The 25,197-nt window shown below is 37.8% G+C and carries 21 protein-coding genes, 1 other RNA gene and 1 pseudogene; 10 read left to right on the top strand and 13 right to left on the bottom strand.

Translation table 11 applies throughout. From position 1 onward, the window contains the following. The first annotated feature begins 681 nt into the window (after positions 1 to 681). The 5 genes from MZO21_RS09370 to MZO21_RS09390 all read left to right on the top strand — a co-directional run bounded on the left by MZO21_RS09370 (position 682) and on the right by MZO21_RS09390 (position 7,459). Complete coding sequence (locus MZO21_RS09370; RefSeq protein ID WP_248102233.1) at positions 682 to 1,905, top strand: efflux RND transporter periplasmic adaptor subunit; 1,224 nt, start codon at positions 682 to 684, stop codon at positions 1,903 to 1,905. Positions 1,906 to 1,917: 12 nt separating this feature from the next. Next, positions 1,918 to 5,097, top strand: a complete 3,180-nt coding sequence (locus tag MZO21_RS09375) for an efflux RND transporter permease subunit (protein WP_248102230.1) — start codon at positions 1,918 to 1,920, stop codon at positions 5,095 to 5,097. Next, entirely contained in the window at positions 5,097 to 6,560 is a 1,464-nt protein-coding gene (gene adeK / locus MZO21_RS09380) for a multidrug efflux RND transporter AdeIJK outer membrane channel subunit AdeK (RefSeq protein ID WP_248102254.1), read from the top strand. Before MZO21_RS09375 ends, adeK begins: the two co-directional genes overlap by 1 nt. A 102-nt stretch (positions 6,561 to 6,662) precedes the next feature. Next, positions 6,663 to 7,019 (top strand): YbjQ family protein, encoded by a 357-nt coding sequence (locus MZO21_RS09385; protein WP_154772282.1) that lies wholly within the window; start codon positions 6,663 to 6,665, stop codon positions 7,017 to 7,019. 5 nt (positions 7,020 to 7,024) lie between these two features. Next, the gene (locus tag MZO21_RS09390) at positions 7,025 to 7,459 is read left to right on the top strand and encodes a YbjQ family protein (protein WP_154772281.1); all 435 of its coding nucleotides are present in this window, start codon (positions 7,025 to 7,027) and stop codon (positions 7,457 to 7,459) included. Positions 7,460 to 7,518: 59 nt separating this feature from the next. Here MZO21_RS09390 and MZO21_RS09395 read toward each other — a convergent pair whose 3' ends face one another. Both MZO21_RS09395 and MZO21_RS09400 read right to left on the bottom strand, forming a co-directional pair. After that, positions 7,519 to 8,325 carry an SDR family oxidoreductase gene (locus MZO21_RS09395; RefSeq protein ID WP_248102228.1) on the bottom strand — a complete coding sequence of 269 codons (807 nt, stop codon included), beginning with the start codon at positions 8,323 to 8,325 and terminating at the stop codon, positions 7,519 to 7,521. An 11-nt stretch (positions 8,326 to 8,336) separates the two neighbouring features. Further along, a complete protein-coding gene (locus tag MZO21_RS09400) occupies positions 8,337 to 9,005 on the bottom strand; it encodes a hypothetical protein (protein ID WP_248102226.1) in 669 nt (222 codons plus the stop codon). Between the two features lie 194 nt (positions 9,006 to 9,199). On the opposite strand from MZO21_RS09400, the gene MZO21_RS09405 reads away from it, so the two are divergent. Then, positions 9,200 to 12,094, top strand: coding sequence for a valine--tRNA ligase (locus MZO21_RS09405; RefSeq protein ID WP_248102223.1), 2,895 nt, complete (start codon positions 9,200 to 9,202; stop codon positions 12,092 to 12,094). Positions 12,095 to 12,152: 58 nt separating this feature from the next. Further along, positions 12,153 to 12,848 carry a hypothetical protein gene (locus MZO21_RS15140; protein ID WP_348983666.1) on the top strand — a complete coding sequence of 232 codons (696 nt, stop codon included), beginning with the start codon at positions 12,153 to 12,155 and terminating at the stop codon, positions 12,846 to 12,848. A 114-nt stretch (positions 12,849 to 12,962) separates the two neighbouring features. On the opposite strand, the gene nhaA is transcribed toward MZO21_RS15140, so the two are convergent. From nhaA to madL, 10 genes are all read right to left on the bottom strand, one after another. Beyond that, positions 12,963 to 14,300 carry a Na+/H+ antiporter NhaA gene (gene nhaA, locus MZO21_RS09415; RefSeq protein ID WP_248102220.1) on the bottom strand — a complete coding sequence of 446 codons (1,338 nt, stop codon included), beginning with the start codon at positions 14,298 to 14,300 and terminating at the stop codon, positions 12,963 to 12,965. A gap of 80 nt (positions 14,301 to 14,380) precedes the next feature. Beyond that, positions 14,381 to 15,295 carry an acyltransferase domain-containing protein gene (locus tag MZO21_RS09420; RefSeq protein ID WP_248102217.1) on the bottom strand — a complete coding sequence of 305 codons (915 nt, stop codon included), beginning with the start codon at positions 15,293 to 15,295 and terminating at the stop codon, positions 14,381 to 14,383. After that, positions 15,273 to 16,151 carry a triphosphoribosyl-dephospho-CoA synthase MdcB gene (gene mdcB / locus MZO21_RS09425; protein ID WP_248102214.1) on the bottom strand — a complete coding sequence of 293 codons (879 nt, stop codon included), beginning with the start codon at positions 16,149 to 16,151 and terminating at the stop codon, positions 15,273 to 15,275. Before mdcB ends, MZO21_RS09420 begins: the two co-directional genes overlap by 23 nt. 3 nt (positions 16,152 to 16,154) lie before the next feature. Beyond that, positions 16,155 to 16,799: a malonate decarboxylase holo-[acyl-carrier-protein] synthase gene (gene mdcG / locus MZO21_RS09430; RefSeq protein WP_248102211.1), complete on the bottom strand. Its 645-nt coding sequence runs from the start codon at positions 16,797 to 16,799 to the stop codon at positions 16,155 to 16,157. Between the two features lie 13 nt (positions 16,800 to 16,812). Continuing rightward, positions 16,813 to 17,529 carry a biotin-independent malonate decarboxylase subunit gamma gene (mdcE, locus tag MZO21_RS09435; protein ID WP_248102208.1) on the bottom strand — a complete coding sequence of 239 codons (717 nt, stop codon included), beginning with the start codon at positions 17,527 to 17,529 and terminating at the stop codon, positions 16,813 to 16,815. Further along, a complete protein-coding gene (locus tag MZO21_RS09440; RefSeq protein ID WP_248102205.1) occupies positions 17,526 to 18,422 on the bottom strand; it encodes a biotin-independent malonate decarboxylase subunit beta in 897 nt (298 codons plus the stop codon). The genes mdcE and MZO21_RS09440 overlap by 4 nt, the downstream gene beginning before the upstream one ends. After that, entirely contained in the window at positions 18,415 to 18,732 is a 318-nt protein-coding gene (mdcC, locus tag MZO21_RS09445) for a malonate decarboxylase acyl carrier protein (protein WP_248102202.1), read from the bottom strand. The genes MZO21_RS09440 and mdcC overlap by 8 nt, the downstream gene beginning before the upstream one ends. A gap of 4 nt (positions 18,733 to 18,736) precedes the next feature. After that, positions 18,737 to 20,392 (bottom strand): malonate decarboxylase subunit alpha, encoded by a 1,656-nt coding sequence (gene mdcA, locus MZO21_RS09450; protein WP_248102199.1) that lies wholly within the window; start codon positions 20,390 to 20,392, stop codon positions 18,737 to 18,739. A 36-nt stretch (positions 20,393 to 20,428) separates the two neighbouring features. Further along, on the bottom strand, positions 20,429 to 21,190 hold the full coding sequence (madM, locus tag MZO21_RS09455) for a malonate transporter subunit MadM (RefSeq protein WP_248102197.1): 762 nt from the start codon (positions 21,188 to 21,190) through the stop codon (positions 20,429 to 20,431). 39 nt (positions 21,191 to 21,229) lie between these two features. Then, on the bottom strand, positions 21,230 to 21,643 hold the full coding sequence (gene madL / locus MZO21_RS09460) for a malonate transporter subunit MadL (protein WP_248102194.1): 414 nt from the start codon (positions 21,641 to 21,643) through the stop codon (positions 21,230 to 21,232). A gap of 130 nt (positions 21,644 to 21,773) precedes the next feature. Here madL and MZO21_RS09465 point away from each other — a divergent pair, with 130 nt between their 5' ends. Then, positions 21,774 to 22,445, top strand: coding sequence for a GntR family transcriptional regulator (locus MZO21_RS09465; RefSeq protein ID WP_248102191.1), 672 nt, complete (start codon positions 21,774 to 21,776; stop codon positions 22,443 to 22,445). A gap of 72 nt (positions 22,446 to 22,517) precedes the next feature. After that, positions 22,518 to 22,927, top strand: a pseudogene (locus MZO21_RS09470) (hypothetical protein); the annotation flags it as partial. A gap of 246 nt (positions 22,928 to 23,173) precedes the next feature. On the opposite strand, the gene ssrA reads toward MZO21_RS09470, so the two are convergent. Further along, positions 23,174 to 23,532: a transfer-messenger RNA gene (gene ssrA / locus MZO21_RS09475) on the bottom strand. A 130-nt stretch (positions 23,533 to 23,662) separates the two neighbouring features. On the opposite strand from ssrA, the gene glpK reads away from it, so the two are divergent. Next, a complete protein-coding gene (gene glpK / locus MZO21_RS09480; RefSeq protein ID WP_248102188.1) occupies positions 23,663 to 25,147 on the top strand; it encodes a glycerol kinase GlpK in 1,485 nt (494 codons plus the stop codon). Positions 25,148 to 25,197: the final 50 nt, after the last annotated feature.

Raw genomic sequence — 25,197 nt, forward strand, 5'->3', positions numbered from 1 at the left:
ACTTTATTTTCCTTATTAGGTGCACTTTAGCCTGTTGAAACAACAAAAATTTCAACATGCCAATAAATCCGACTAATTTAGGTTGTTTTCTATTATTAATCAGTATTTTATATACAAATACACAAAGTCTAAAATCTTTTAACTTAAGCTTTATCTAACGCTTATGTCTTTTTAGAATAGACTTTTTAATGAAATAACCGTTAATTTATCAACTATTGGCAACACAATTTCTGTATTATTTATAGCCACATAATGTGTTATATACATGTCTTGTTATAAAAATATATGGTTATTGCATTCTACTTTTTGGCAATCGTTGAGAGCATTGCAATTCTTTGGACGTTAATATATTTAGTCTCCATATTTTGCCCATCCTCAAACTTCCAAATAGTCGAATTTTTGGGATTCACACCCAAGCGCACATACTTTCTATGTTGCAATTTTAGGTTACTTATTTATACACACCAATTTGTAACATCTGCAATTTAAAGTATTAACTTTATGTGGATGCTTATTTATTGGGGTATCTAGACTGTACCTAGGTATATATGTCCATCCCGATGTCATTTCTAGTCGGGATATAGGTTTAATTTGGACGTCACTGCTCTATCTGATTTCCATCAAATACTGTGGTGCAAAAGAATTTATAATTTAGATAGAAAATCTAATTGAGGTGGAAGAATGATGTCGGCAAAGCTTTGGGCACCAGCCCTGACTGCTTGCGCATTAGCAACAAGTATTGCACTTGTTGGTTGTAGCAAAGATCCCAAGGATGCTCAGCAAGCTGCTGCAGCTCAACAAATGCCACCTACTGAAGTTGGTGTTATCGTTGCACAACCTCAAAGCGTAGAACAGTCTGTAGAACTTTCAGGTCGTACAACTGCATTTGAAATTTCAGAAGTACGCCCACAAACAAGTGGTGTTGTCCTTAAGCGTTTATTTGCTGAAGGTAGTTATGTACGTGAAGGTCAAGCGCTGTATGAAATTGACTCTCGTACTAATCGTGCAAGTGCTGACAGTGCTCGTGCTGCTCTAACTCGCCAACAAGCAAACCTAAATGTGTTACGTATTAAAGAAGGTCGTTACCGTCAACTTGTAGGTACAAATGCCATTTCTAAACAAGAATATGATGACATTGTAGCTCAAGTAAAATTAGCTGAAGCAGATGTTGCAGCTTCTCGTGCTGAAGTTAAAAATGCTGAAATCAATTTAGGCTATTCAACTGTTCGTTCACCTATTTCAGGTCAAACAAACCGTTCAACAATCACTGCTGGTGCATTAGTAACAGCAAACCAAGAAGCGCCTTTAGTAACAGTTCAACGTCTAGACCCTATTTATGTTGATATTAACCAATCTAGCGCTGAGCTATTGCGTTTACGTCAACAATTAAGCAAAGGTAGTTTAGATAGCAGCAACAACACTAAAGTGAAGTTAAAGCTTGAAGATGGCAGCGATTATGGTGTTGAAGGTCGTTTAGCGTTTTCTGATGCAAGCGTGAATCCAGATACTGGTACTGTTACTTTACGTGCAGTATTCCCGAACCCAAATCATTTACTACTTCCTGGTATGTTTGCAAATGCACAAATCGTACAAGGTGTAATTCCAAATGCTTACCTTATTCCTCAGGCAGCGCTTACTCGCACGCCAACAGGTCAAGCAATGGCTATGATTGTAAATGCGAAGGGTCAAGTTGAACCACGTCCTGTAACAACTGTAGCAACTCAAGGTAAAGACTGGATTGTGACTGAAGGCTTAAAAGCTGGTGACAAAGTGATTGTTGATGGTATTGCGAAAGTAAAACCTGAACAAGCTGTAGTTGCTAAACCATATCAGCCACAAGGTGCTGCTCCTCAAGGTGCTCAACCTGCGGCGACTACCGAACAAAAAGCTACTTCAAATAAATAAGGGGTAGACTGAATGGCTCAATTCTTTATCCATCGCCCAATTTTTGCTTGGGTGATTGCATTGGTGATTATGTTAGCTGGTATTCTTACCCTAACAAAAATGCCAATTGCACAGTATCCGACCATTGCACCACCCACTGTCACAATTTCTGCGACGTACCCTGGTGCATCTGCCGAAACTGTTGAAAATACTGTAACTCAGATCATTGAACAACAGATGAATGGTCTAGATGGCTTACGCTATATTTCTTCAAATAGTGCGGGTAACGGTCAAGCATCTATTTCAATTAACTTTGAACAAGGCGTCGATCCAGATATCGCACAAGTTCAAGTTCAAAACAAATTACAATCTGCAACTGCCCTTTTACCTGAAGATGTTCAACGTCAAGGTGTAAAAGTAACGAAATCTGGTGCAAGCTTTTTACAAGTTTTAGCATTCTATTCGACAAATGACAGCCTTTCTGCAGATGACATTAAAGACTATGTAAACTCTAATATTTCAGAACCGCTTAGCCGTGTTGCTGGTGTTGGTGAAGTACAAGTATTTGGTGGTTCTTATGCAATGCGTATTTGGATGGATCCATCCAAAATGGCAAGTTTGCAAGTTACTCCTAGTGATATTGCAACAGCTTTACGTACTCAAAATGCTCAAGTTGCAGTAGGTCAATTAGGTGGTGCCCCATCTGTTGAAGGTCAAGTACTCAACGCGACTGTAAATGCTCAGAGTTTATTACAAACACCTGAAGAGTTTAAAAATATCTTCCTTAAAAACACAGCAAATGGTGCTCAAGTTCGCTTAAGTGATGTTGCTCGTGTTGAACTAGGTGCAGATAACTACCAATTCGATTCTAAATTTAATGGTAAGGCTGCTGGTGGTGTTGCAATTAAACTTGCGACAGGTGCGAATGCACTCGATACAGCAAAAGCTGTTGAAGCACGTTTAAGCGAGTTACGTCATAACTACCCAGAAGGCATGAAAGACCAACTGGCATTCGATACAACGCCGTTTATTCAACTTTCAATTGAAAGTGTAGTACACACGTTAATCGAAGCTGTTGTACTTGTATTCCTTGTAATGTTCTTATTCTTGCAAAACTGGCGTGCCACGATTATTCCAACAATGGCAGTTCCTGTTGTTGTATTAGGTACATTTGCAGTTATTAATGTATTCGGTTTCTCAATTAACACGCTCACTATGTTCGCAATGGTTCTTGCCATTGGTCTATTGGTAGATGATGCGATTGTTGTGGTCGAAAACGTTGAACGATTAATGGTTGAGGAACATTTAGATCCTGTTACAGCCACTGAAAATTCAATGAAGCAAATTTCAGGTGCGTTAATTGGTATTACTTCTGTATTGACTGCAGTATTCGTACCAATGGCATTCATGAGTGGTACAACAGGTGTAATTTATCGTCAATTCTCTGTAACACTTGTAACTGCAATGATTCTTTCATTAATTGTTGCACTTACATTTACACCTGCGCTTTGTGCCACCATGTTAAAACAACATGATCCAAACAAAGCTGAAAGCAATGGTTTCTTTGCTCGTTTCTTCCGTTCGTTCAATACTAATTTTGACAAGCTAGCAACCAAATACCAAGGTGGTGTAAACCGCTTAACACACGCGAAAGTCTTCTCTGGCGTGATTTATGTTGCTGTTATTGCAGTAATGGGACTGTTATTCACAAAACTACCGACTTCATTCCTTCCAGATGAAGACCAAGGTGTCGTGATGACCTTAGTTCAATTACCGCCAAACGCATCTTTAGACCGTACAGATAAAACCGTTACAGCAATGACTAACTATTTCTTGAACAATGAAAAAGATTATGTCGAATCTGTATTTAGTGTAGCGGGCTTCTCGTTTACAGGTGTTGGTCAAAATGCTGGTCTTGCTTTCATTAAATTGAAAGATTGGAGCGAACGTACTACACCAGAATCACAAGTAGGTGCAATTATCCAACGTGGTATGGCGCTGAACATGATTGTGAAAGATGCATCTTACATCATGCCATTACAACTTCCTGCAATGCCTGAATTGGGTGTAAGTGCAGGCTTTAACTTCCAACTTAAGGATGCAGGTGGTCAAGGTCACGATGCTCTTCTTGCTGCACGAAATACCATTCTTGGTTTAGCGGCTCAAGATAAGCGCTTAACAGGCGTACGTCCAAATGGCCAAGAGGATACTCCTCAATACAAAATCACTGTAGATCAAGCGCAAGCAGGTGCTATGGGCATTAGTATTGCGGAAATCAATGCGACTATGGGTATGGCTTGGAGTGGTTCTTACATTAATGACTTCGTTGATCGTGGTCGTGTGAAGAAAGTTTATGTTCAAGGCGAAGCAAATGCACGTATGGTGCCTGAAGACTTGAACAAATGGTACGTTCGTAACAACCAAGGCACTATGGTTCCATTCTCTGCATTCGCAACTGGCGAATGGACTTATGGTTCACCGCGTCTTGAGCGTTATAACGGTATTGCCTCTATGAACATTCAAGGTACACCGGCTCCTGGTGTCAGTTCTGGTGATGCAATGTTAGCAATGGAAGAAATTGCGGCTAAGTTACCATCTATGGGCTTGCAAGGCTTCGATTATGAGTGGACTGGTTTATCTCTAGAAGAACGTGATTCTGGCTCTCAAACTCCATTCCTAATGGCACTTTCGATTCTTATCGTATTCCTTTGCCTAGCTGCATTGTATGAAAGTTGGTCTATTCCATTCTCTGTAATTATGGTGATTCCACTGGGTATTGTTGGTGCAGTATTGCTAACCTATCTAGGTATGTTATTAACAAAAGATCCAAATCTTTCGAATAACATTTACTTTAAAGTTGCCCTAATTGCTGTAATTGGTCTATCTGCTAAAAATGCGATTTTGATTGTTGAGTTTGCAAAAGAACTTCAAGAAAAAGGTGAAGAACTTTTCGATGCAACTTTACATGCAGCGAAAATGCGTTTACGTCCAATCATTATGACAACCTTAGCTTTTGGTTTTGGTGTACTTCCTCTTGCACTTGCTTCAGGTGCTGGTGCAGGTAGTCAGCACTCTGTGGGTTATGGCGTACTTGGTGGCGTAATTAGCTCAACACTTCTTGGTATTTTCTTTATCCCTGTATTCTATATTTGGGTACGAAGTATCTTTAAGTACAAACCAAAACAACAAAATAATCAGGAGCAATCATCGTGATGCAAAAAATATGGTCTATTTCAGGTCGTAGCATTGCGGTTTCTGCACTTGCGCTTGCTTTGACTGCATGTCAAAGCATGCGTGGCCCAGAGCCCGTAGTGAAAGCAAGTATTCCAAGTAGCTATACCAATGCTTCTGGTACTTCTGTTGCTGAACAAGGTTATAAAAATTTCTTTGCAGATCAACGCTTATTACAAGTGTTAGATTTAGCATTGACTAATAACCGTGATTTACGTATTGCTGCATTAAACATTCAGCGTGCGCAGCAACAGTATCAAATTACTGAAAACAACCAACTTCCAACAATTGGTGCAAGTGGTAGTGTTTTACGTCAAGTAACGCCTACTCGAGATCCGAATAACCCTTATTCATCTTACAATGTTGGTTTGGGTGTAACGGCGTACGAACTTGACTTTTGGGGTCGTGTCCGTAGCTTAAAAGACAATGCTTTAGATACTTATTTAGCAACGTCGAGTGCACGCGATGCAACGCAAATTGCTTTAATTAGCCAAGTTGCGCAAGCATGGTTAAATCATGCTTTTGCAAATGCAAACTTGAAGCTTGCAGAACAAACACTTAAAGCTCAATTAGAGTCTTACAACCTCAACAAAAAACGTTTTGATGTAGGTATCGACAGTGAAATTCCTGTGCGTCAAGCGCAAATTTCTGTTGAAACGGCACGTAACGATGTTGCGAATTATAAAACTCAAGTTGCTCAAGCGAAGAACTTATTAAACCTACTTGTAGGTGAAACAGTTCCTGAAAACTTACTTCCTGCACAACGTGTAATGCACATTACCAATACAAATTCTATTGGTGCTGGCTTACCAAGCGATTTATTAAATAATCGTCCTGATGTTCGTGCTGCGGAATATAAACTTTCAGCTGCAGGTGCAAATATTGGTGCGGCGAAAGCTCGTTTATTCCCAACAATTAGTTTGACTGGTAGCGCAGGCTACGCATCTACAGATTTAAACAATTTATTTAAATCTGGTAATTTTGCTTGGTCTATTGGTCCTAGCCTAGATCTTCCAATTTTCGATTGGGGCACACGTAGAGCGAATATTAAAATCTCAAAAACAGATCAAGAAATTGCTTTATCTGATTATGAAAAATCTATTCAATCTGCTTTCCGTGAAGTAAATGATGCGCTTGCTGTTCGTCAAAATATTGGTGATCGTTTAGCAGCTCAACGTCGTTTGGTTGATGCAACAAATACAACGTATAAACTTTCAAATGCTCGCTTCCGTGCAGGTATTGATAGCTACTTAACTGTATTAGATGCACAACGTTCTGCTTATGGTGCAGAACAAGGCTTATTGCTTTTAGAGCAAGCAAACCTAAACAACCAAGTTGAACTTTACAAAACTTTAGGTGGTGGCGTAAAAGCCAACACAACTGATGAAGTGGAAAAACAGCCCTCTTCTTCAGATGTTAAATACAAAAAAGTAGATCAAAAATAATGTTTTGATTTAAAGTAAAAAGCCCACTTCGGTGGGCTTTTTATTGCATTTATAGTTAATTTTTCATATCTTCATACTTAGTAATTTTTAGAAATAATATTTATGTTATTAAGCAATTTAGAGTCCGTTCCAGGTCATAAAATTAGTCGTCAACTCGATGTTGTTTATGGAAGTACTGTTCGCAGTAAACATGTTGGTCGCGACTTAATGGCAGGTTTAAAAAATATTGTTGGTGGTGAGCTTAAAGGCTATACAGAACTTTTAGAAGAATCTCGTCAAGAAGCAATGCAACGTATGATTGAAAAGGCACAATCTTTAGGTGCTAATGCAATTGTCGGCATACGCTTTTCTACGTCAAACATTGCTCAAGGTGCATCTGAGCTTTTTGTATATGGCACAGCAGTTATTGTAGAAACAAATTTAGCACCTATTCCAAATCCATTTCCTACCCAAGGTTAATGCACATGGATGCTTTTTTACTAAAAGTTGCCATTTTTGTTGTCTTGTTTTCAATTGGCTGGGGCTTTGGTCGACATACAGAACGAAAACATTTCCAAGCATTGAAAGAACAAGAAAATCGTCTGGCTTATATACGCATAGAAACGAATCGTTTTAAAACCAGTGAAGCGACAGGTCAGCTTGTGAGTAGCAATGTAGTCATTTCTCATGACTACTTTAAATATGTAATTGCCAATATTCAGAATTTCTTTGGCGGACGTTTAACAAGTTACGAAAGTATTGTAGAACGTGCAAGACGTGAAGCTGTTATTCGCTTAAAACTAGAAGCTGAAAAAATGGGAGCAACTGAAATTTTAGGATTACGTTTAAGTACCACAGAATTGGGTATGCAAGGCGGAATGGTTGAAGTTTTTGCTTATGGGACTGCAATTAAAAAATAAGATTTTATGTTTCATAATCCCACCAACCTCCCTTTTAAAAAAGGGAGGCTTTTATAGTTTTATTTCACTTTAGTTTTGCGAATCATTTTATAAAGTGTGCTTGGTGATAAACGTGAAATCCATGTGCCAAGTACTTCTTTTTGCCCACCAATGACAATATATTCCTGCCCTTTCACCAAAGTATTCACCGCAATTTTGGCAAACTCATTTGCTTCTAAACCATTTTCAATTGCATCATCTTGATGTTGTTGTGGTTGCCCTGCACCATTTAAAGCATTAAATGAAACATTGGTTTTTACAAAACCTGGGAAAATCACGGAAACATTTACACCTTCATTTGCAACTTCAGCACGTAAGCTATTTGCCCACATATGAATTGCACCTTTTGCAGCCGAATACGTTGCGCGATATTGTGTACCCAATAATCCTGCAACACTTGAAACAAATACAATGCGACCCGTTTTTTGCGTTAAGAATGTTGGTAAAACTGTTTTGGTTAAATTCACTTGCGAGAAATAATCAATCTCCATGATTTTACGTTCAGTTTCCATGGTTGTATCTGTAATTAATGCACGTTGACTTAAACCTGCATTATTAATTAGCCAATCAATTTTTCCCTTTTCTTTAAGAACAATTTCATACGCATTTTGCACTTGGCTTTCATCGGTTACATCTAAAACAACAGATAAATGCTTATTCGGCTCAACAAGCTCTGCACGAACTTTTTCTAATTCTTCTAAACGACGTGCAGATAAAACAACTTGTGCACCGCGATTCGCACATTCAACAGCTAATGCCTTTCCTAACCCTGAAGAAGCGCCTGTAATCCAAACAACTTTTTGGTCTAATTCTTTTGAAGTGGTCATCTGATATTCCCCTATGTAGATGGTTGATTTGGCTGTTCTAAAAAGCTAAAAAAGTGCATTAATGTTTTTTGTGCATGAATAAAATCGAACTGCGTTGAAACCTTTTCAATACGTTTATAACCCAACTGTGTTGTTAAATGAATAACACCTGTTAGGGTTTTATCGACTACAAAATTAAATTTCAACATTTTTTTTGGCGCATAAATAAGTTGATCAATACCTTGATCGACAATTTTAGTAAATACTTGAAAGGCTGGCACAATATAAGATTGATCCCCCTTTTCAATTTGCGCCATGTAATTTATAGCGTCATTTAGTAAAGATTGATCTACTCGATACGTCAAAAAATGTTGCTCATTTTTACACTGCATTTGCGTTTGTAAATATTCAACCAATGGATTTAAACGCTCATTACTAAAAAGGGCAATTGCCCAAGGCATATATTTTTTTAAATTATCTTTAATTTGCTGTAAGGTATTTTCAGACTCTAAATCAGTATGCGCACGAATTTTCGCAATTTCTCCAAAAACTTGATCAACTACATGACAAGACATCTCTGCTAAAACTTGACCTAATTCTTGAGCAATACTCGATGAAGTTCCTTGTTTTAAGCGCTCTGAAATACTTTGAAACTGTTCAAATGTATTTTTTTCCAAGCCAAGAAAAACCATATTCTGCATAGAAACATCCTTTGTCTATCTTTATCTATTTGTCCTTTTTCAAAAAATTAATAACTTTCAAAATGTATAACATATCAAGGCTATTACAACATCACTCTAATTACATACAGTTTGCATTTGGTTAAAGTGCCTCAAGTCCTGTTTTTTTGCTACAATAGATGCAATTTTTTATCCACTTTTGATCTGTTCGAACTATGACTGATTCAGCGCAAAATATTGCTACAACTTACGATCCGACTGAGATCGAGAAAAAATGGTACCAAACTTGGGAAGAGCGTGGTTACTTTAAGCCGTCTGAAAATGGCGAGTCTTTTTGTATTATGATTCCACCGCCAAACGTCACCGGTAGCTTGCACATGGGTCATGGTTTTAACAATGCCATTATGGATGCCCTCACTCGTCATAAGCGTATGTCTGGTTTTAACACGCTTTGGCAACCGGGTACAGACCACGCAGGTATTGCAACGCAAATGGTTGTAGAGCGTCAGCTGGGTGCACAAGGTATTAGCCGTCATGATTTAGGTCGTGAAAAATTCATCGACAAAATCTGGGAATGGAAAGAACAATCTGGCGGTACAATTACACGTCAAATCCGTCGTTTAGGTTCTTCTGTTGACTGGTCACGTGAACGCTTCACTATGGATGATGGTTTATCAAATGCTGTTAAAGAAGTGTTTGTAAAACTGCACGAAGATGGTTTGATCTACCGTGGTAAACGTCTTGTAAACTGGGATCCAAAATTACAAACCGCCCTTTCTGACTTAGAAGTTGAGTCTGATAAAGAAGAAGCAGGTTCACTTTGGCACTTCAAATATTTCTTTGAAGATAAGTCACTTCGCACACACGATGGTAAAGATCACATTGTAGTTGCAACGACTCGTCCTGAAACCTTATTAGGTGATACAGCGGTTGCTGTTGCGCTTGATGATGAACGCTATGTGGCACTTGTTGGCAAGAACATCATCCTGCCAATTACAGGTCGTGCTGTTCCAATCGTTAAAGACGAATATGTAGACAAAGAATTCGGTACAGGCTGTGTAAAAATCACTCCTGCGCATGACTTCAATGACTATGAAGTGGGTAAACGTTGCGAATTACCAATCATCAACATCTTCAACAAAAATGCTGAAGTTCTTGCTGAGTTTGAATACATCGCTAAAGCGGGTGAGCAAATTTCTAAAACCATTCCTGCGCCAGCAGATTACATTGGTTTAGAGCGTTTTGAAGCACGTAAAAAGTTAGTAGAACAAGCGGAATCTGAAGGCTGGTTAGACCAAATTCAACCGTACACATTGAAACCACCTCGCGGTGACCGTTCAGGTGTAATCGTTGAGCCGTTATTGACTGACCAATGGTATGTAAAAATTGCACCACTTGCTGAACCTGCAATCAAAGCAGTGAAAGATGGCGACATCAAATTCGTTCCAGAGCAATACAGCAACATGTATATGGCTTGGATGAACAACATTCAAGACTGGTGTATTTCTCGTCAATTATGGTGGGGTCACCGTATCCCTGCTTGGTACGATGCAGAAGGCAATGTTTATGTTGGACGCAATGAAGACGAAGTTCGTGCGAAAAATAACATTCCTGCCGATGTTCAATTAGATCAAGACGAAGATGTACTTGATACATGGTTCTCATCGGGTCTTTGGACATTCTCAACTTTAGGTTGGACTGGCGATGCTGCGAAAGATAAAGAAAACTATTTCTTAAATACGTTCCACCCGACTGATGTTCTTGTAACTGGTTTTGACATCATCTTCTTCTGGGTTGCCCGCATGATTATGATGACCATGCACTTCATGAAAAATGAAGATGGTACACCTCAAGTGCCGTTCAAAACTGTGTATGTACACGGTTTGGTACGTGATGGCGAAGGTCAGAAGATGTCTAAATCTAAGGGTAACGTTCTTGACCCATTAGATTTGATTGACGGTGTTGATTTAGAAACTTTAGTACAAAAACGTACGACTGGTTTGATGAACCCGAAACAAGCGGCGAAGATTGAAAAATCAACCCGTAAAGAATTCCCTGAAGGTATTCAATCTTACGGTACAGATGCGGTTCGTTTCACATTCTGTGCGCTTGCAAACACCGGTCGTGACATTAAGTTCGACATGAAACGTGTTGAAGGTTACCGTAACTTTGCGAATAAAATCTGGAACGCAACACGTTTCGTGATGATGAACTGCGAAGAGCAAGTGATTGGTCAAGAAGAACGTCAAGACCTTTGGGAATTGCCTGAACAGTGGATCGTAAGCCGTCTGCAAAAAGCTGAACAAGCGGTGCAAACTGCATTTGCAACGTATCGTTTAGACTTGGCTGCACAAGCGATTTACGAGTTCATTTGGAATGAATACTGTGACTGGTATGTAGAACTAACTAAGCCTGTTCTGAATGACGAAAATGTATCGGTTGAGCGTAAGGCTGAAGTACGTCGTGTTCTTCTTTCTGTGATGGAAGCATCTTTACGTTTAGCGCATCCATTAATGCCTTACTTAACAGAAGAAATCTGGCAAACACTTGCGCCAAAACTAAACATCGTTGGCGAAACAATTATGTTAGCGCAGTACCCTGTTGCTGACCAAGCGCTTATCAACGAACAAGCTGAAGCTGATATGCAATGGCTTCAAGGTTTGATTGGTGCGGTACGTAACATCCGTGGTGAGATGGGTCTAGGTAATGCGCGTTTGTTGCCTGTACTTCTTCAAAACACGACTGATGCGGAAAAAGCACAAATCGCACGTATTGAACCATTGTTTAAAGCATTGGCTAAAGTTGAAAGTATTACGTTCCTTGCAGATGCAGAACAACCGCCATTGTCTTCTTCATCTGTTGTAGGTCATGTGTCTGTATTCGTTCCAATGAAGGGCTTAATTGACCCGAAAGCGGAATTGGGGCGTCTACAAAAAGACTTAGACAAGGTTCAAAAACAGCATGACCAAATTGCAACTAAATTGGGCAATGAAGGTTTTGTGGCGAAAGCACCTGCGGCTGTGGTTGAAGGCGAGAAAGTGAAACTTGCTGAGTTTGCTGACCAATTAGCGAAAATTAAAGCGAATATGGAGCAGATTGCAGCGCTTTAACATATTGCTAAATACTTAAAAAACAAGATAAAATCCCCTTGAATTCTAGGGGATTTTTATGCCTATACTTTACAACTTAGAACAAAATAAAAGCTTTCTTAAATTTATTGATGATGATTTCAAACTACAAGATAAAAATGTATATACTTTTTTAGTAGGCAAAAACTCTGTTGGAAAAAGTAGGCTTTTAAGAAGTATTATAATTCACGCTCTTGAAGAAAATAGATTTAATCAAATTATAGCTTTATCTAATACCCAATATCATAAATTCCCCTCATATCGTGAATTGCCAAATAAAGATATTTTTATTAATAGTAAATATATCAGACTCGCGTTTGAGGTTCGACCACCAGTACTTACAAGTGGATATGATTATAAAAAAAGAAATAATTATATTAATCCACAACTTGAATATATATTTAATTTCTTCGAAAGATATGAAATTAGATTCCGCAGAAACTTAAACACTAACCTTAATTTCATTCAATCTATTGAAGAATTTATAACCAAATCCTCTTTAAAAGAAAAAAATTATTACAATCTACTTACCATTCTCGATTTTTTAAAACTTGATCATTATGTGAAATGCACTGTACTACCAATACATGGCTTTATTACAGTCGAAAATCACTTGGCATACTATGAGTTTTTAGATCAATGGATTGCTTTCGGAAAAACGGAAGCCTTCATTCAATTAGTTTCCGAGGCTGTACTAGAGGGATTTAAACCATATCAGGTTGTTTTAGGAATATAGATTCGCCTGTAGTAGCTATTCAAAACTAAATATAGGAATGTATCTAGACATAGCGAGAAGTAAACTTCGTTTGGTAATTGAATTTTACTTACTCGCTATTTTGAACAGCAAATATCAACAACCCCTATTTTTCATCGAATAAATCACCCACAAACCAATAACCAATCCTAGAATTGCAGCAATGCTAGAACCTATTAGAATTCCAATTTTGGCTGAAGATAGTAAAATAGCATCTGTAAAAGCAAGGTTAGCAATAAAAATTGACATAGTGAAACCGATGCCAGCTAAACAACTAATTAAAAATAACCAGCGATAATTAAAACCAGCAGGAACACGCCCTAAACCAATAAAAATAAAGAACCATGTTGTTAAAAATATTCCTAATGGCTTACCAACTACCAATGCAATTGCGATTGCTATCATCGCATTCATTGAACCTATCACTCCTAAATCGACATTACCAATATCTACTCCAGCATTAGCCAATGCAAATAAAGGCATAATCAGAAAGGCAACCCACGGTGAAAATAAGTAACTCACACGTTCTGTAGGATTAATTAGTTCTCTTTGAGCAAGTTTGAGTTTAGTTATAGATTGTTGTAGATCACATGTATCTGCATGCTTATATTCATTTAATGCATTCTCAATTTGTTGTAAGGGACTAAGATTGTGTGGTCGGGAGAAAACTGGTGTCATTAATCCAATTAATACACCTGCTAACGAGGGATGAACACCAACTTTTAATAAACCATACCAAATTAAGATACTTGGAAATACGTAAGGAAATATTGAAAATATCCCCATTTTTTGTAAAAGAATAATTATTGCTACGCCTGCAACAAAATACCCCAAACCAAAGACATCTAATCCACCTGAATAAAATAAAGCAATAATCAAAACAGCCACAATATCATCGATAATAGCTAATGTAAGTAGGAATATGCGAACTGAAGAAGGGACACTTTTACCAAGTAAAGCTAATACACCAACAGCAAATGCAATATCTGTAGCTGTTGGTATTGCCCAGCCTTGGCTTATATTTGGAGAGCTAATTGCCCAATAAATTAAAGCGGGCACTAAAACGCCACCAAAAGCAGCCATAATAGGTAAAAATGCGACACGTAAATCCGCTAGTGCTCCCTCATGTATTTCTCTACGAACCTCTAATCCAACAACCAAGAAAAATACAGTCATTAAAATATCATTAATTATAAAATGCATATCAGCTGAGAAGACCCAACCTGCTATATTTAATGAGATTTCACTATGTAAAAAGTTTTGATAACTGTCTGCATATTGTGAATTTGCCCAAAACATTGCAATTGTGGCAAATATCAACAACACCATGCCTCCAACAGCTTCAATGCTCCTCACGCGTTCACATAAAGAAAAAAAACTATCTGTGGTTTTTTGTAATATCGGAATAGAAGATATTGGCTGATGATCTTGCATATTTGTAAATCCTTTACATTTCACCTAGGCACTTTGCCGTTAATATTTTCATTGAAGATAATGGTGTAAATCACGTTTACTCAACGTTCTAACAACCTTTGTAACCAAACTTCCAAACCCTTTAAGGTTTTAAAATCGTCAATTGACCTTGCAATAACATTCGGCTGAATATCTAACATCATTTTGCTTAATGCATTACCTGGTCCAATTTCTAATACAACGTCGGGTAAATTTTCTTTTAATGATTCCAAACATAGATGCCAATCTATTGCATGGTCCATTTGATGAATAAGCATCTCAACAGCTTGAGATTGGCTATATAATTTGACACCACCTGTGCCACTAATAATAGGTGCTGAAGGCGTATTGAATGATTGTTGATTTAAAAAAACTCTATATGGCTCTACAGCACTGTTCATAAGAGATGTATGTGAAGGAATTGAGACACTCAAAGCTTTAACCTGCGCACCTGCCAACTTCGCTTGATTCGTCAATTGTTCTAGATCTGACGATAAACCACCCACAATACAACTGCTATCATTTAACTTTATTGATAATTCTGTTCCTGTGAATGCAAGCAACTCATTTAACTGGACTATATTTAGGCCCTGAACAGAAACTAAACCGCCATACTCACTTACAGCACCTGACATTAGTCTAGCCCTCTCTCTTGTAAGTGCTAAACCTGTTGCTAGGTCTGTCTCTGTTGAGCAAATTAAGGCACTTAATTCTCCCAAGGAATATCCAGAAAAAGCACCAACATCATCAATTATGGTCTTAATATTTTTCCATCTACACCATTGCAATGCAAAAATAAAAGGCTGAGCGAATTGATTATTGTAAATATCCAATTCATGTAAATTTTCTTCAAATATTTCAGGAAGACCTTGCTGTAAACATGATCGGATTTCATCATCGACAGCATAAGCTAACAACTCTTCAATATGCTGCCATGTTTGAAGTCCCTGACCACTAAATAATATTGCGAAATTCATATTCCACCTTGTATAAAAATAAGGTGACACCAAGCAAATCTGCACTACCGCCAGGGCTTAAATGCTGCTGCACAAAATAGTCACAAATTTGTTGGACTTGTTGCTTCCAATTTAATTGTAAAACCCCACCTGCTTGAAGAAAGTCTTTTGCCATATCTTGTACAATTAATAATGAGGATAAACCTCCACGCCAAACAATATTAGTATCCTGAACATGTGCCATCAGGCTAAATAAAGTCTGTATAGCAGACAGTTCAAGACTTTGAGTCTTCATGTATGTCTGTTTAAAACATGGCAGTGAAATTTCTCGTACAGTAATAAACCCTGATGCAACCTCTTCTATGGCACCAGTTATTCCATACTTTTCCCGCATTTGTTGCCCATGATTAGATTGATGACGTTTAAGATGGTGTAATAATTTATGGTTCCAATTTAACTGTAATAGTTTGGATATTTCTGAAGCCTCTATCGCTTTATTTTCTGCAACGCACTTACCAATTGCTGCACAAGAAAATCCTAAATTAAAAATTGCACCTTTATGCGTATTGATACCATGAGTTGCTGTCAACATATGCTGTTCAGCTAATAAGCCACGCTGTCTAATATTTTCAAAATCTACAGCATGATAGCCATACAAAAATTGATCATGGAAATAGCCTTTTAATGCGCTGATACTCAATAAAAATAATTCATGATCCATATCTGTATGGCTACCACGACTATTTGGACAAACTAAGCCAGGCTTTAAATTTAAACCGACCTCTTCTAGAAGCGCTTCTTGTGCTAATTGATCAATCAAATCAGCAAAAACATGAATATCTAGTTGAGTATCAAGTTGTAATAATTGTGTCTGCATAAGTCATCCTAATAGTTCTTTTAAAGTGAATAGTCCTATTCGCTTAATTCCTTTCGCAATAATTTTTTGTTCTATATCAGGTAAAATCTTAATCAGCTCATTAAAAGAGACATGCCAATCTGGGTGGATTTTTATATCTCCATCAATACATATATTTGTTTGCTGCTTAAGTTTTTGAATCTGATTTAATATTGCGGTTATGTCTTGTTCTGACTTTGGATATAACACAATATCTAAATCAGAATTTACGTTTACATAATGCTCTTTTGTTAGATATTCATAAGCATAAGAGCCATAAACATAAATATCACACTCCATGATTTTCATTTTTTGAATAAAATCACTAAACACTCGTGTAGATAACTCACTAAAATTATGCGCTACACGATGTAATTCTATAGGGCGTGTAATTTTAGAAAGATCGCTCTGATCTATAGTTAATGCTATTCGATATTTCATCCCTTCAACAAAACAACTGATCGCCAGCTTAATATGCCCTTCATCAACATGGTCTTGCCGACACACCGTGAGTGGAACATTATCTTGCAATAAATCTAGCACTTTATGTTTTGCATGTTCTGATAAGGAATCATCCCAAAAGTGTACACTTGCTGATTGGTTTAAATAAGCTAAGTCATGGCGATCCATTTCCATCTTTCCCTTAACTATGTAAAATCTTACTAATTACATCGTTACATAACATACGACCTTGCCGTTGTTCAGCTATGTTTCTACGTTGATCACTCTTAAAACTTTCAATTTGTTGCTGCTGATTTAGAATTGCATGAGCAACTAAATCTGTATTTAAATCTTTCCAAATTGAATTAATTGCTCCCATTTTGTAGAAGTTTTCTACACCTGGCGCAAAAATAGAGGAACTTTTCGAAAGTGCCTGTAATTTATCAACAGGAATTTTGGTCACACGTGACATAGCATTTAAATCCATGACTTTAACTTGTGACTCATCTAATGCATAAATCTCATTCGCCATTAATCCATATGATAAAAAGCCACCACTAACAGCTTCACCTAAAATAAGCGAAAAATTAGGATGTTGCTCTCGACGGAGTAAATCAACACAAGAAGCTAGATGTGCAAATGTCCGATTTAAACAAAGTACTTCATCTGTTCGAGATAAAGCTTGACCTTGAGTATCGACAATAAACACAACAGGTGTCTTTTCCCCCAATCGAATTACGTCTAGAATTTCATCTGCAATTTTTATAGCTATATCTTGATTAATTGGTGCTGAGTTGACTGTACCAATAATACGAACATCACCTTGTACAGTAGTTGCTTGTCCTTTGATAAAATATCCATCAATTTCATATTTTAATTGATCAGGGAATAAGGCGTTTAAAACTTGCTCTGTATTCATTGATTTAATCCTTTTTTAATTTCAGTCACTTTGCTAGCCGACAGCATTGGAATTTTTTCTGCAAGTTGAATGTCCAAATCTTTCCAAATATCCAAACCATCTTTATAACCAATCCATTTCTGATATTGATGTTTCAGACTATTTTGCTGTTCAGTCAATGTATCAATATCTAGAGCTTTTAATGGTGCAACCAACATCATTGAAATTACTTCGCGGATATCATTAATATTATCTTCTACTAATGCATCTACATGGCCTAGCAAATAGCGATTCTTTCCACCGGTCACTCGCCAAACCAAAGCACGATCTTTGGAGTCAAACTCTTCAACCCCCTTTACCGTTTCTATCACTTCTGGCCCTGACAGTGCTAAACGACCTTCTTCAGTCATAATGATATGACTACTTAAACAAGAGCTAATACCCATACCACCAAATGCACCACAAGTACCGCCAATCATAGTCACAATGCGAATACCTGCATTACGCACAGCCAACATGGCACGCATAATTTCAGAAATTGCAATCAAACCAGCATTTGCTTCGTGTAAACGTACACCACCTGAATCAACTAGAAACACAACCGCTTGTGATCTATCTTTAATTGCTTTTAGTAATAGACCAACAATTTTTGCACCGTGAATTTCACCTACAGCTCCTCCCATGAATTGCCCTTCTTGTGCAATAACATGGATAGGCTGTTGATTTATACTTGCTGTACCAATCACGACACCATCATCAAAACTTCCTGAAATATCTAAAGCCTGTAAATGTGGACTAAGCGCATATTCACCTGGTTTTAATATCTCTAGAAAGCTATTTTTATCGACAAGTGCTTCAATACGACCGCGAGCTGTTTTTTCATAAAAACTATTTTTTATACCTAACTTATTCATTTCTTTCTCCTTGTAGCATAACTACTGCCTGACTCAACCGTAAGCTCACTACCGCAGGAGTTGCCCCCATATCATTCAATTGAAACTTATAACCACCCACAGCATATCGTTGAGAAAATTCATTCAGTACTGCATGCCAAACTTTCTCAAACCCCACTGCCGATGTATTTACTTCAATCACACACTGATATTGATTTTCAGTTTTAGATACTAAAATTTCTAAATTGCCAGAACCGACAACACCACAAATTACCGATTTTTTTGTAGCACTTGGGCTGTTTGAATCAAGTTGAAACTGTAATTTTTCCATGTGATCACCAATTTCTAAAACGACTAGGTGGGTTATACAAATCATCTGACCATTTCACTAAATCTTTAACAGACTGCGCAGCCAATAAATCTCTAGTTGCCAAAGTTGGATCTATACCTAAATCTTCAGGGCGCTGAATAATCCCACGCTCTCTCAGCTCTGCCACTTTGACATGGTCACGTTGCATACCAATAGGGGTATAACCAGCCACACCACGAATAGCCTGTTCTCTCTCTTCAGGAGTACGACAAAGTAAGAGATTAGCAATTCCTTCTTCTGTAACAATGTGAGTGACATCTTCACCATAAATCATAATTGGAGGTAAATCGCTTTCCATTTTTTCTTGGAGCTGCCATGCATCAAGTTGCTCAACAAATACTGGATGCATATGTTCACGATAAGTCTCTACCATCTGAACTACTAGTTTTCGACCTTTTATTAACCGACCATCAACTGCTTCACGACCTGCTTTTTGGTATGTATAACTTGAGTGGCGACGGCCATGTGGATCTGAGCCCATATTCGGTGCACCACCAAAACCAGATATACGATCTACTGTTGCTGTAGAGCTGTTACCCTCAAGATCTATTTGTAAAGTCGAACCAATAAATAAATCACACGCATATAATCCTGCTGTCTGACTGAAGGCACGGTTAGAGCGCATACTGCCATCACTGCCCGTAAAGAAAATATCTGAACGCTGCGTAATATAATCTTCCATACCCACTTCTGAGCCAAAACTATGTACTGACTGTACAAAGCCACTCTCGATTGCTGGAATTAAAGTTGGATGTGGATTGAGTGCCCAATTAGTGCATATTTCACCCTTTAAGCCCAGTGAAGCTGCATATGTTGGTAACAATAGTTCTATCGCGGCTGTATCAAATCCAATACCATGATTTAGACGTTTAACTTTATATGGTGCATAAATTCCTTTAATCACCATCATTGCCATTAAAATTTGCACTTCAGTAATCTGAGCAGGATCACGAGTAAATAGTGGCTCTATATAATTTGGCTTTGGACTAACAATAAAAAAATCCACCCAATCACCAGGAATATCAACTCGAGGTAATTCATCAACCAATTCATTTACCTGTGCAATAACAATTCCACTTTTAAATGCAGTTGCTTCTACAATAGGTGGAGTGTCTTCAGTATTTGGTCCTGTATAAAGATTGCCATATGGATCCGCAGAGTGTGCCGTCACTAAACATACATTTGGTGTAAGATCTATAAAGTAACGTCCGTACAGTTCTAAATAGGTATGTATTGAACCAATACTTATTTTTTGTTGCTGAACCAACTGTGCCAAACGCAGACTTTGAGGACCAGCAAAAGAAAAATCTACCTTAGATGCTATACCTTTTTCAAAAACATCAATATGACTAGGTAAAGCAAGCACTGATTGCAATATATGCAAATCATTTAATTTTTCTGGATCACACTGGCTCAAAGTCTTTGAAAGAAAATCTGCCTGCTTTTGATTATTACCTTCAATACAAACACGATCACCACAAGATATAACCGTTTCAAGCAATTCCCTTGCTTGCTGTGCATTTACTTGTTTGCTAAAACCTTTTTGCTTAGCAAAATCAAGTTTATTTTGCCTTTTGACTTTTTGCGTATTCCACGCCTGATTCGCCGTTACATGATTCATCACTGATCCTCTTAATAATATGGCTCAAATTTATCTTTAACCAAAAATTGCTTTAACAATAAGGAAAAATAGTGATGGTCCTAATAAACAGCCTAAACCTGTATAAAATGTTGCAACCAATGCGCCGTAAGGAACTAGACGAACATCTGTACCAGCTAGACCCGCTGCAGTACCACTCGTAGTTCCAGCCAAACCACCAAATATCATTGCTGAACGAGGGCTTTTTAAGTACATGAATCTCGCCAAAATTGGCGTACCAACCATAAAGAACACAGCTTTAATCAAGCCGATAGCAATTGATAATGCAATAACGTCCGAAGTCGCACCAATTGCTGTCCCCGTAATTGGACCAACAATATACGTCATAGCGCCTGCACCAATAGTGGTCATTGATACTGCATCTTTATAACCCATCACCCATGCAATGCCTGCACCTGCTACGAAAGGCACAACACAACCTAATACCAATGCAATCAAACCAACTTTTCCTGCTTTTTTCACTTCTCTTACATCAACCTCAAATGCTGTTGATGCAATAGCAAGGTCACGAATCATTGCTCCCCCTAAAAGAGCAAATCCCGAAAATATTGCAATGTCCGAAACACCTTTTGTGCCTTCAGTGTATAAACCCGCAAAATATGCAACAACTAATCCCAAAGTGATGGCAATAGCTGAGCTCTGTAGTTTTCCATTGGTTAAATATTTAGACAAAATTTGAGATACAAACATCATCAAACCTGTTATTGCGAGTGCAGTAACCAACGCATTTTTAGTTAAAACATCTACTAATAGATCCATAGCGTAACTTCCGTTTTAAATTTTCCATTAATACAATTATTATTTTTTCTCAGCACTGAATTGATCATTAGCTGCAGTTGGCCACTCATAGGTATCGTAATCACCACTAGATTTATTCAACCAACGAATTACAAGTACTGTTGCTACTAATGCAACAATAGAAACGACCACCCCAACCATGCCACCAGATAATGCAGCAACAACGTTTTGACCTGCTGACATTGCAACTACAATCGGGATATACATACCAGACCAATACAAAACCCCTAATTGTGTAGTCTGTGGAAGTAACCCCTTTTTAGCTAAGACTTCTTTGAAAAAGATAAGTAGAATCATTGCGATTGCTACGCCACCAACATTGGCCTCAACACCAATTAAAGCGCCTAATGCTTTACCAAGAAAATCGCCAAGTAAATGCGAAATTGCGAGAATTGCTGTTCCATAAATCAACATTTCTTAATCCTCCCTGGATTACTAAAAATGAAATTATTTTCATATTTTGATATAGTTATAGTTTAGGTGTGTCCAAAAATCAAGCAATTTGCACTCATTTTTATATATTTTGTATACAATAAGGTCTTTTATGAACACAACAAGCCACTTACCACTATCTATACAAGTAACAAAAAAAATAGAAGATGATATTATTCTTGGCCGCTTAATGCCTGGTACTAAATTAGATGAACAAGAATTATGTGACCGCTATAACGTTTCAAGAACACCTATTCGTGAAGCTCTAAAATTGTTAGCAGCCGATGGTCTCGTTGAAATTCGCCCTAGACGTGGGGCTATTGTCCCGACTATCCAACCAATCGTATTATGTGAAATGTTTGAAGTAATGGCTGAACTAGAAGGTATGTGCGGCCGTCTAGCAGCAAGACGTATAAATTTTGATGAAAAGAATGAATTGATTGCTCTCCATAAAAGTTGTGAGAAATTTTTATTCAACAATGATTCTGAGGGATATTACGAGGAAAATAAAAATTTCCATTTTGCTATTTATCATGCAAGTCACAATTCATTTCTTATTGAGCAAGCTAGCTCTCTTCATAAGCGTCTACATCCTTACAGACGCTTACAATTACGAGTTCATAATCGTATGAATCACTCATACTCAGAACATGAAGCGCTTTTGAATGCCATAATAGATGGTGAGGAGCTCCTTGCAGAAAAGTTATTAAAAGAGCATGTTGTTATTCAGGGAGAAAAATTCACAGATCTTATATCATCCTTAAATACTTTAATTTCATCGTAATACGGCTTGATGTATGTTGGTAAAACAGAGTCTTTGACTTGGTAAACTAAACATACTCATCAGGAGTTTACCATGAGCAAAAAACAGAATATTTACTCCGTACAATTCAAAGCTGAAGCAAATAAAGGAAATGTTTAAGAAATTGCACGACAGCTTGATATTTCCATGCAAACGCTTTCGAATTGATATAATTAAGTAAAGGCTGAAAATTTAACTGGTACACAACAATTATGAAACAGCAAAGACATTTATTTCCGATTGTTTTAATGGTTCGATTACTTGATGTATCAGTTTCATTCTTTTATGACTGGCTCAAAAGAGGCATAAGTAAAAGCACCATAAACACTTTAAAAGCCCCCGAATAGCAATCATAATCGAGCAATCTATGCGAATTTACTAGAGCAGAATTTTCAATGACCAAGCCTAATCTCGCATGGTCAAGCGACATTAGCGATATATGGACAACTGACGGTTGTATTTGGAGCAATAAAAGACCTCTTATTCTTTGCTAGGGTATTTGCTGAAATATAGAAGGCGAAACTTTAATATCAGCTCTTTGCACTTCTTGTATCCCCATGGATTCAATTTTTATTCAAGGATACACGAAGCGCAATACTATATACTTTTATTTTTACTTATGTTTAGGCAAGAAAAAAGGCTTAACCCCTTTAGGATCAAGCCTTTCCACTTCACATTTCCTCATATTGAGTCATATAAAGTTAAGTGTTTGGTGGAGGTGGCGGGAGTTGAACCCGCGTCCGCCAGCATTACGCTCGAGAATACTACATGCTTAGATATCGTCTATTGATTTAACCCTTTGCGACCCGACGAACAGGGTGCTAAGGCGATCCTCTAAATTTAGTACAAAGCCCCGAGGCGTGGCTTTAATACGGACTTGTGTGCGTGCGCTTCAGTCGGACTCTCTAACCACAAGTATTCGGAGAGGCGGACAAGCTGCCCTTAGGCAGCTAGAGCGTATGATTCGTCGTTTGCGACTAAAAAATGCAAATTTGATTTACGAGAGAAAATGCGCTCTCGGCATGCATCTATGAGTTTCATCACCAGCGTCGAAGCCAGAAACACCCCCAAAGTACTTAGTAATCATAGCATAAAACTCTAAAGTCAGTGCTTGTTTTTCACTCATTTACACAACTAGATGCGTTTATTTACAAAATTGCGCTAATATTTAAAGCTTCAAATCTTAAAAAAATATTTATATGAGCTATTTACTTGCACTCGATCAAGGAACGACATCCAGTCGTGCAATTATTTTTAATGAACACGGCATTGTTCAGGCGACAGCTCAACGTGAAACACACATTCAAACACCACATTCGGGTTGGGTGGAACAAGATGCTCAAGAAATTTGGTCATCTCAAATTGCAGTTGTTCAGCAAGCACTTGCCAATGCTCGAATTTTAGCAAAAGACATTAAAGCAATTGGCTTAACCAACCAACGTGAAACAACAGTGGTATGGGACAAATGCACAGGTAAACCTTTAGCGCCTGCTATTATTTGGCAAGATCGCAGAGCCACAGATTGGTGTAATCATCTTATTCAAAAAGATTTAAACCAACTTATACAAACAAAAACAGGCTTAAGAATTGACCCGTATTTCAGTGCAGGAAAACTGGTTTGGCTGTTAAAAAATGTAGACGGTCTAAAAGATTTAGCCCAACAAGGACATGTTGCCTTTGGCACAATTGATAGCTGGTTAATTTGGAATTTAACCCAAGGTTCAGAACATGTAATTGAAGCAAGCAATGCATCTAGAACCATGTTAATGAATTTACAAAACCAATCTTGGGATGAAGAATTACTCGAATTATTTGATATTCCAAAATCGGTTTTACCTAAAATTATTCAATCTGACCATTATGTTGCAAACACAGCCGAAGGTTTATTAGGTGCAACCATTCCTATTACAGGAGTTTTGGGAGATCAACAATCTGCCCTATTTGGTCAATCTTGCTTTGAAGCAGGAACAGCAAAAAACACCTATGGTACAGGTTGTTTCATGCTGTTTAATACAGGACATGAAGTTCAATATAGCCAAAATAAATTACTTTCTACTCTCGCTTGGCAAGCTCAAAGGCAAACTACATATGCACTTGAAGGTAGCGTGTTTATGGCAGGTGCAATTGTTCAATGGCTTAGAGATAGCTTAGGTATTATTCAAAAAAGTTGTGATATCGAAAAACTCGCATCTACAGTTGAACATACAGATGGCGTAGTACTTGTTCCTGCATTTACAGGTTTAGGCGCTCCGCATTGGGACAGTGATGCACGCGCCCTTTTATGTGGAATGTCACGAGGCACAACCAAAGCGCATATTGCACGTGCAGCTTTAGAAGCGATTGCATTTCAAGTTTCAGACGTTTTAAGTGCGATGCAGTCTGACATTGATCAACCACTTAAAGAGCTTCGGGTAGATGGAGGCGCAAGTCAAAATGATATGCTCATGCAGTTTCAAGCAGATATTTTAAATGTGCCTGTATTACGTCCTAAAATGTTGGAATCTACGGCGTGGGGAGCGGCTGCTATGGCTGGTTTAAAAGCAGGTGTTTTCACAAATTTATCAGATATTTCTGCTTCCTGGAAACTTGACCGTTGTTTTGAACCCAATATGCAGCAAGATAAACGCGACGAACATTTAGAACATTGGAAAACTGCGCTAAAACGTGCAAAATCTGATATTTAATGATGAAATAGAAAATAGATCTCTGCCCTTTTACTCATATAAAATGACAG

This window comes from Acinetobacter portensis (assembly GCF_023158935.1).
In the GTDB taxonomy this organism is placed as follows: Bacteria; Pseudomonadota; Gammaproteobacteria; order Pseudomonadales; family Moraxellaceae; genus Acinetobacter; species Acinetobacter faecalis.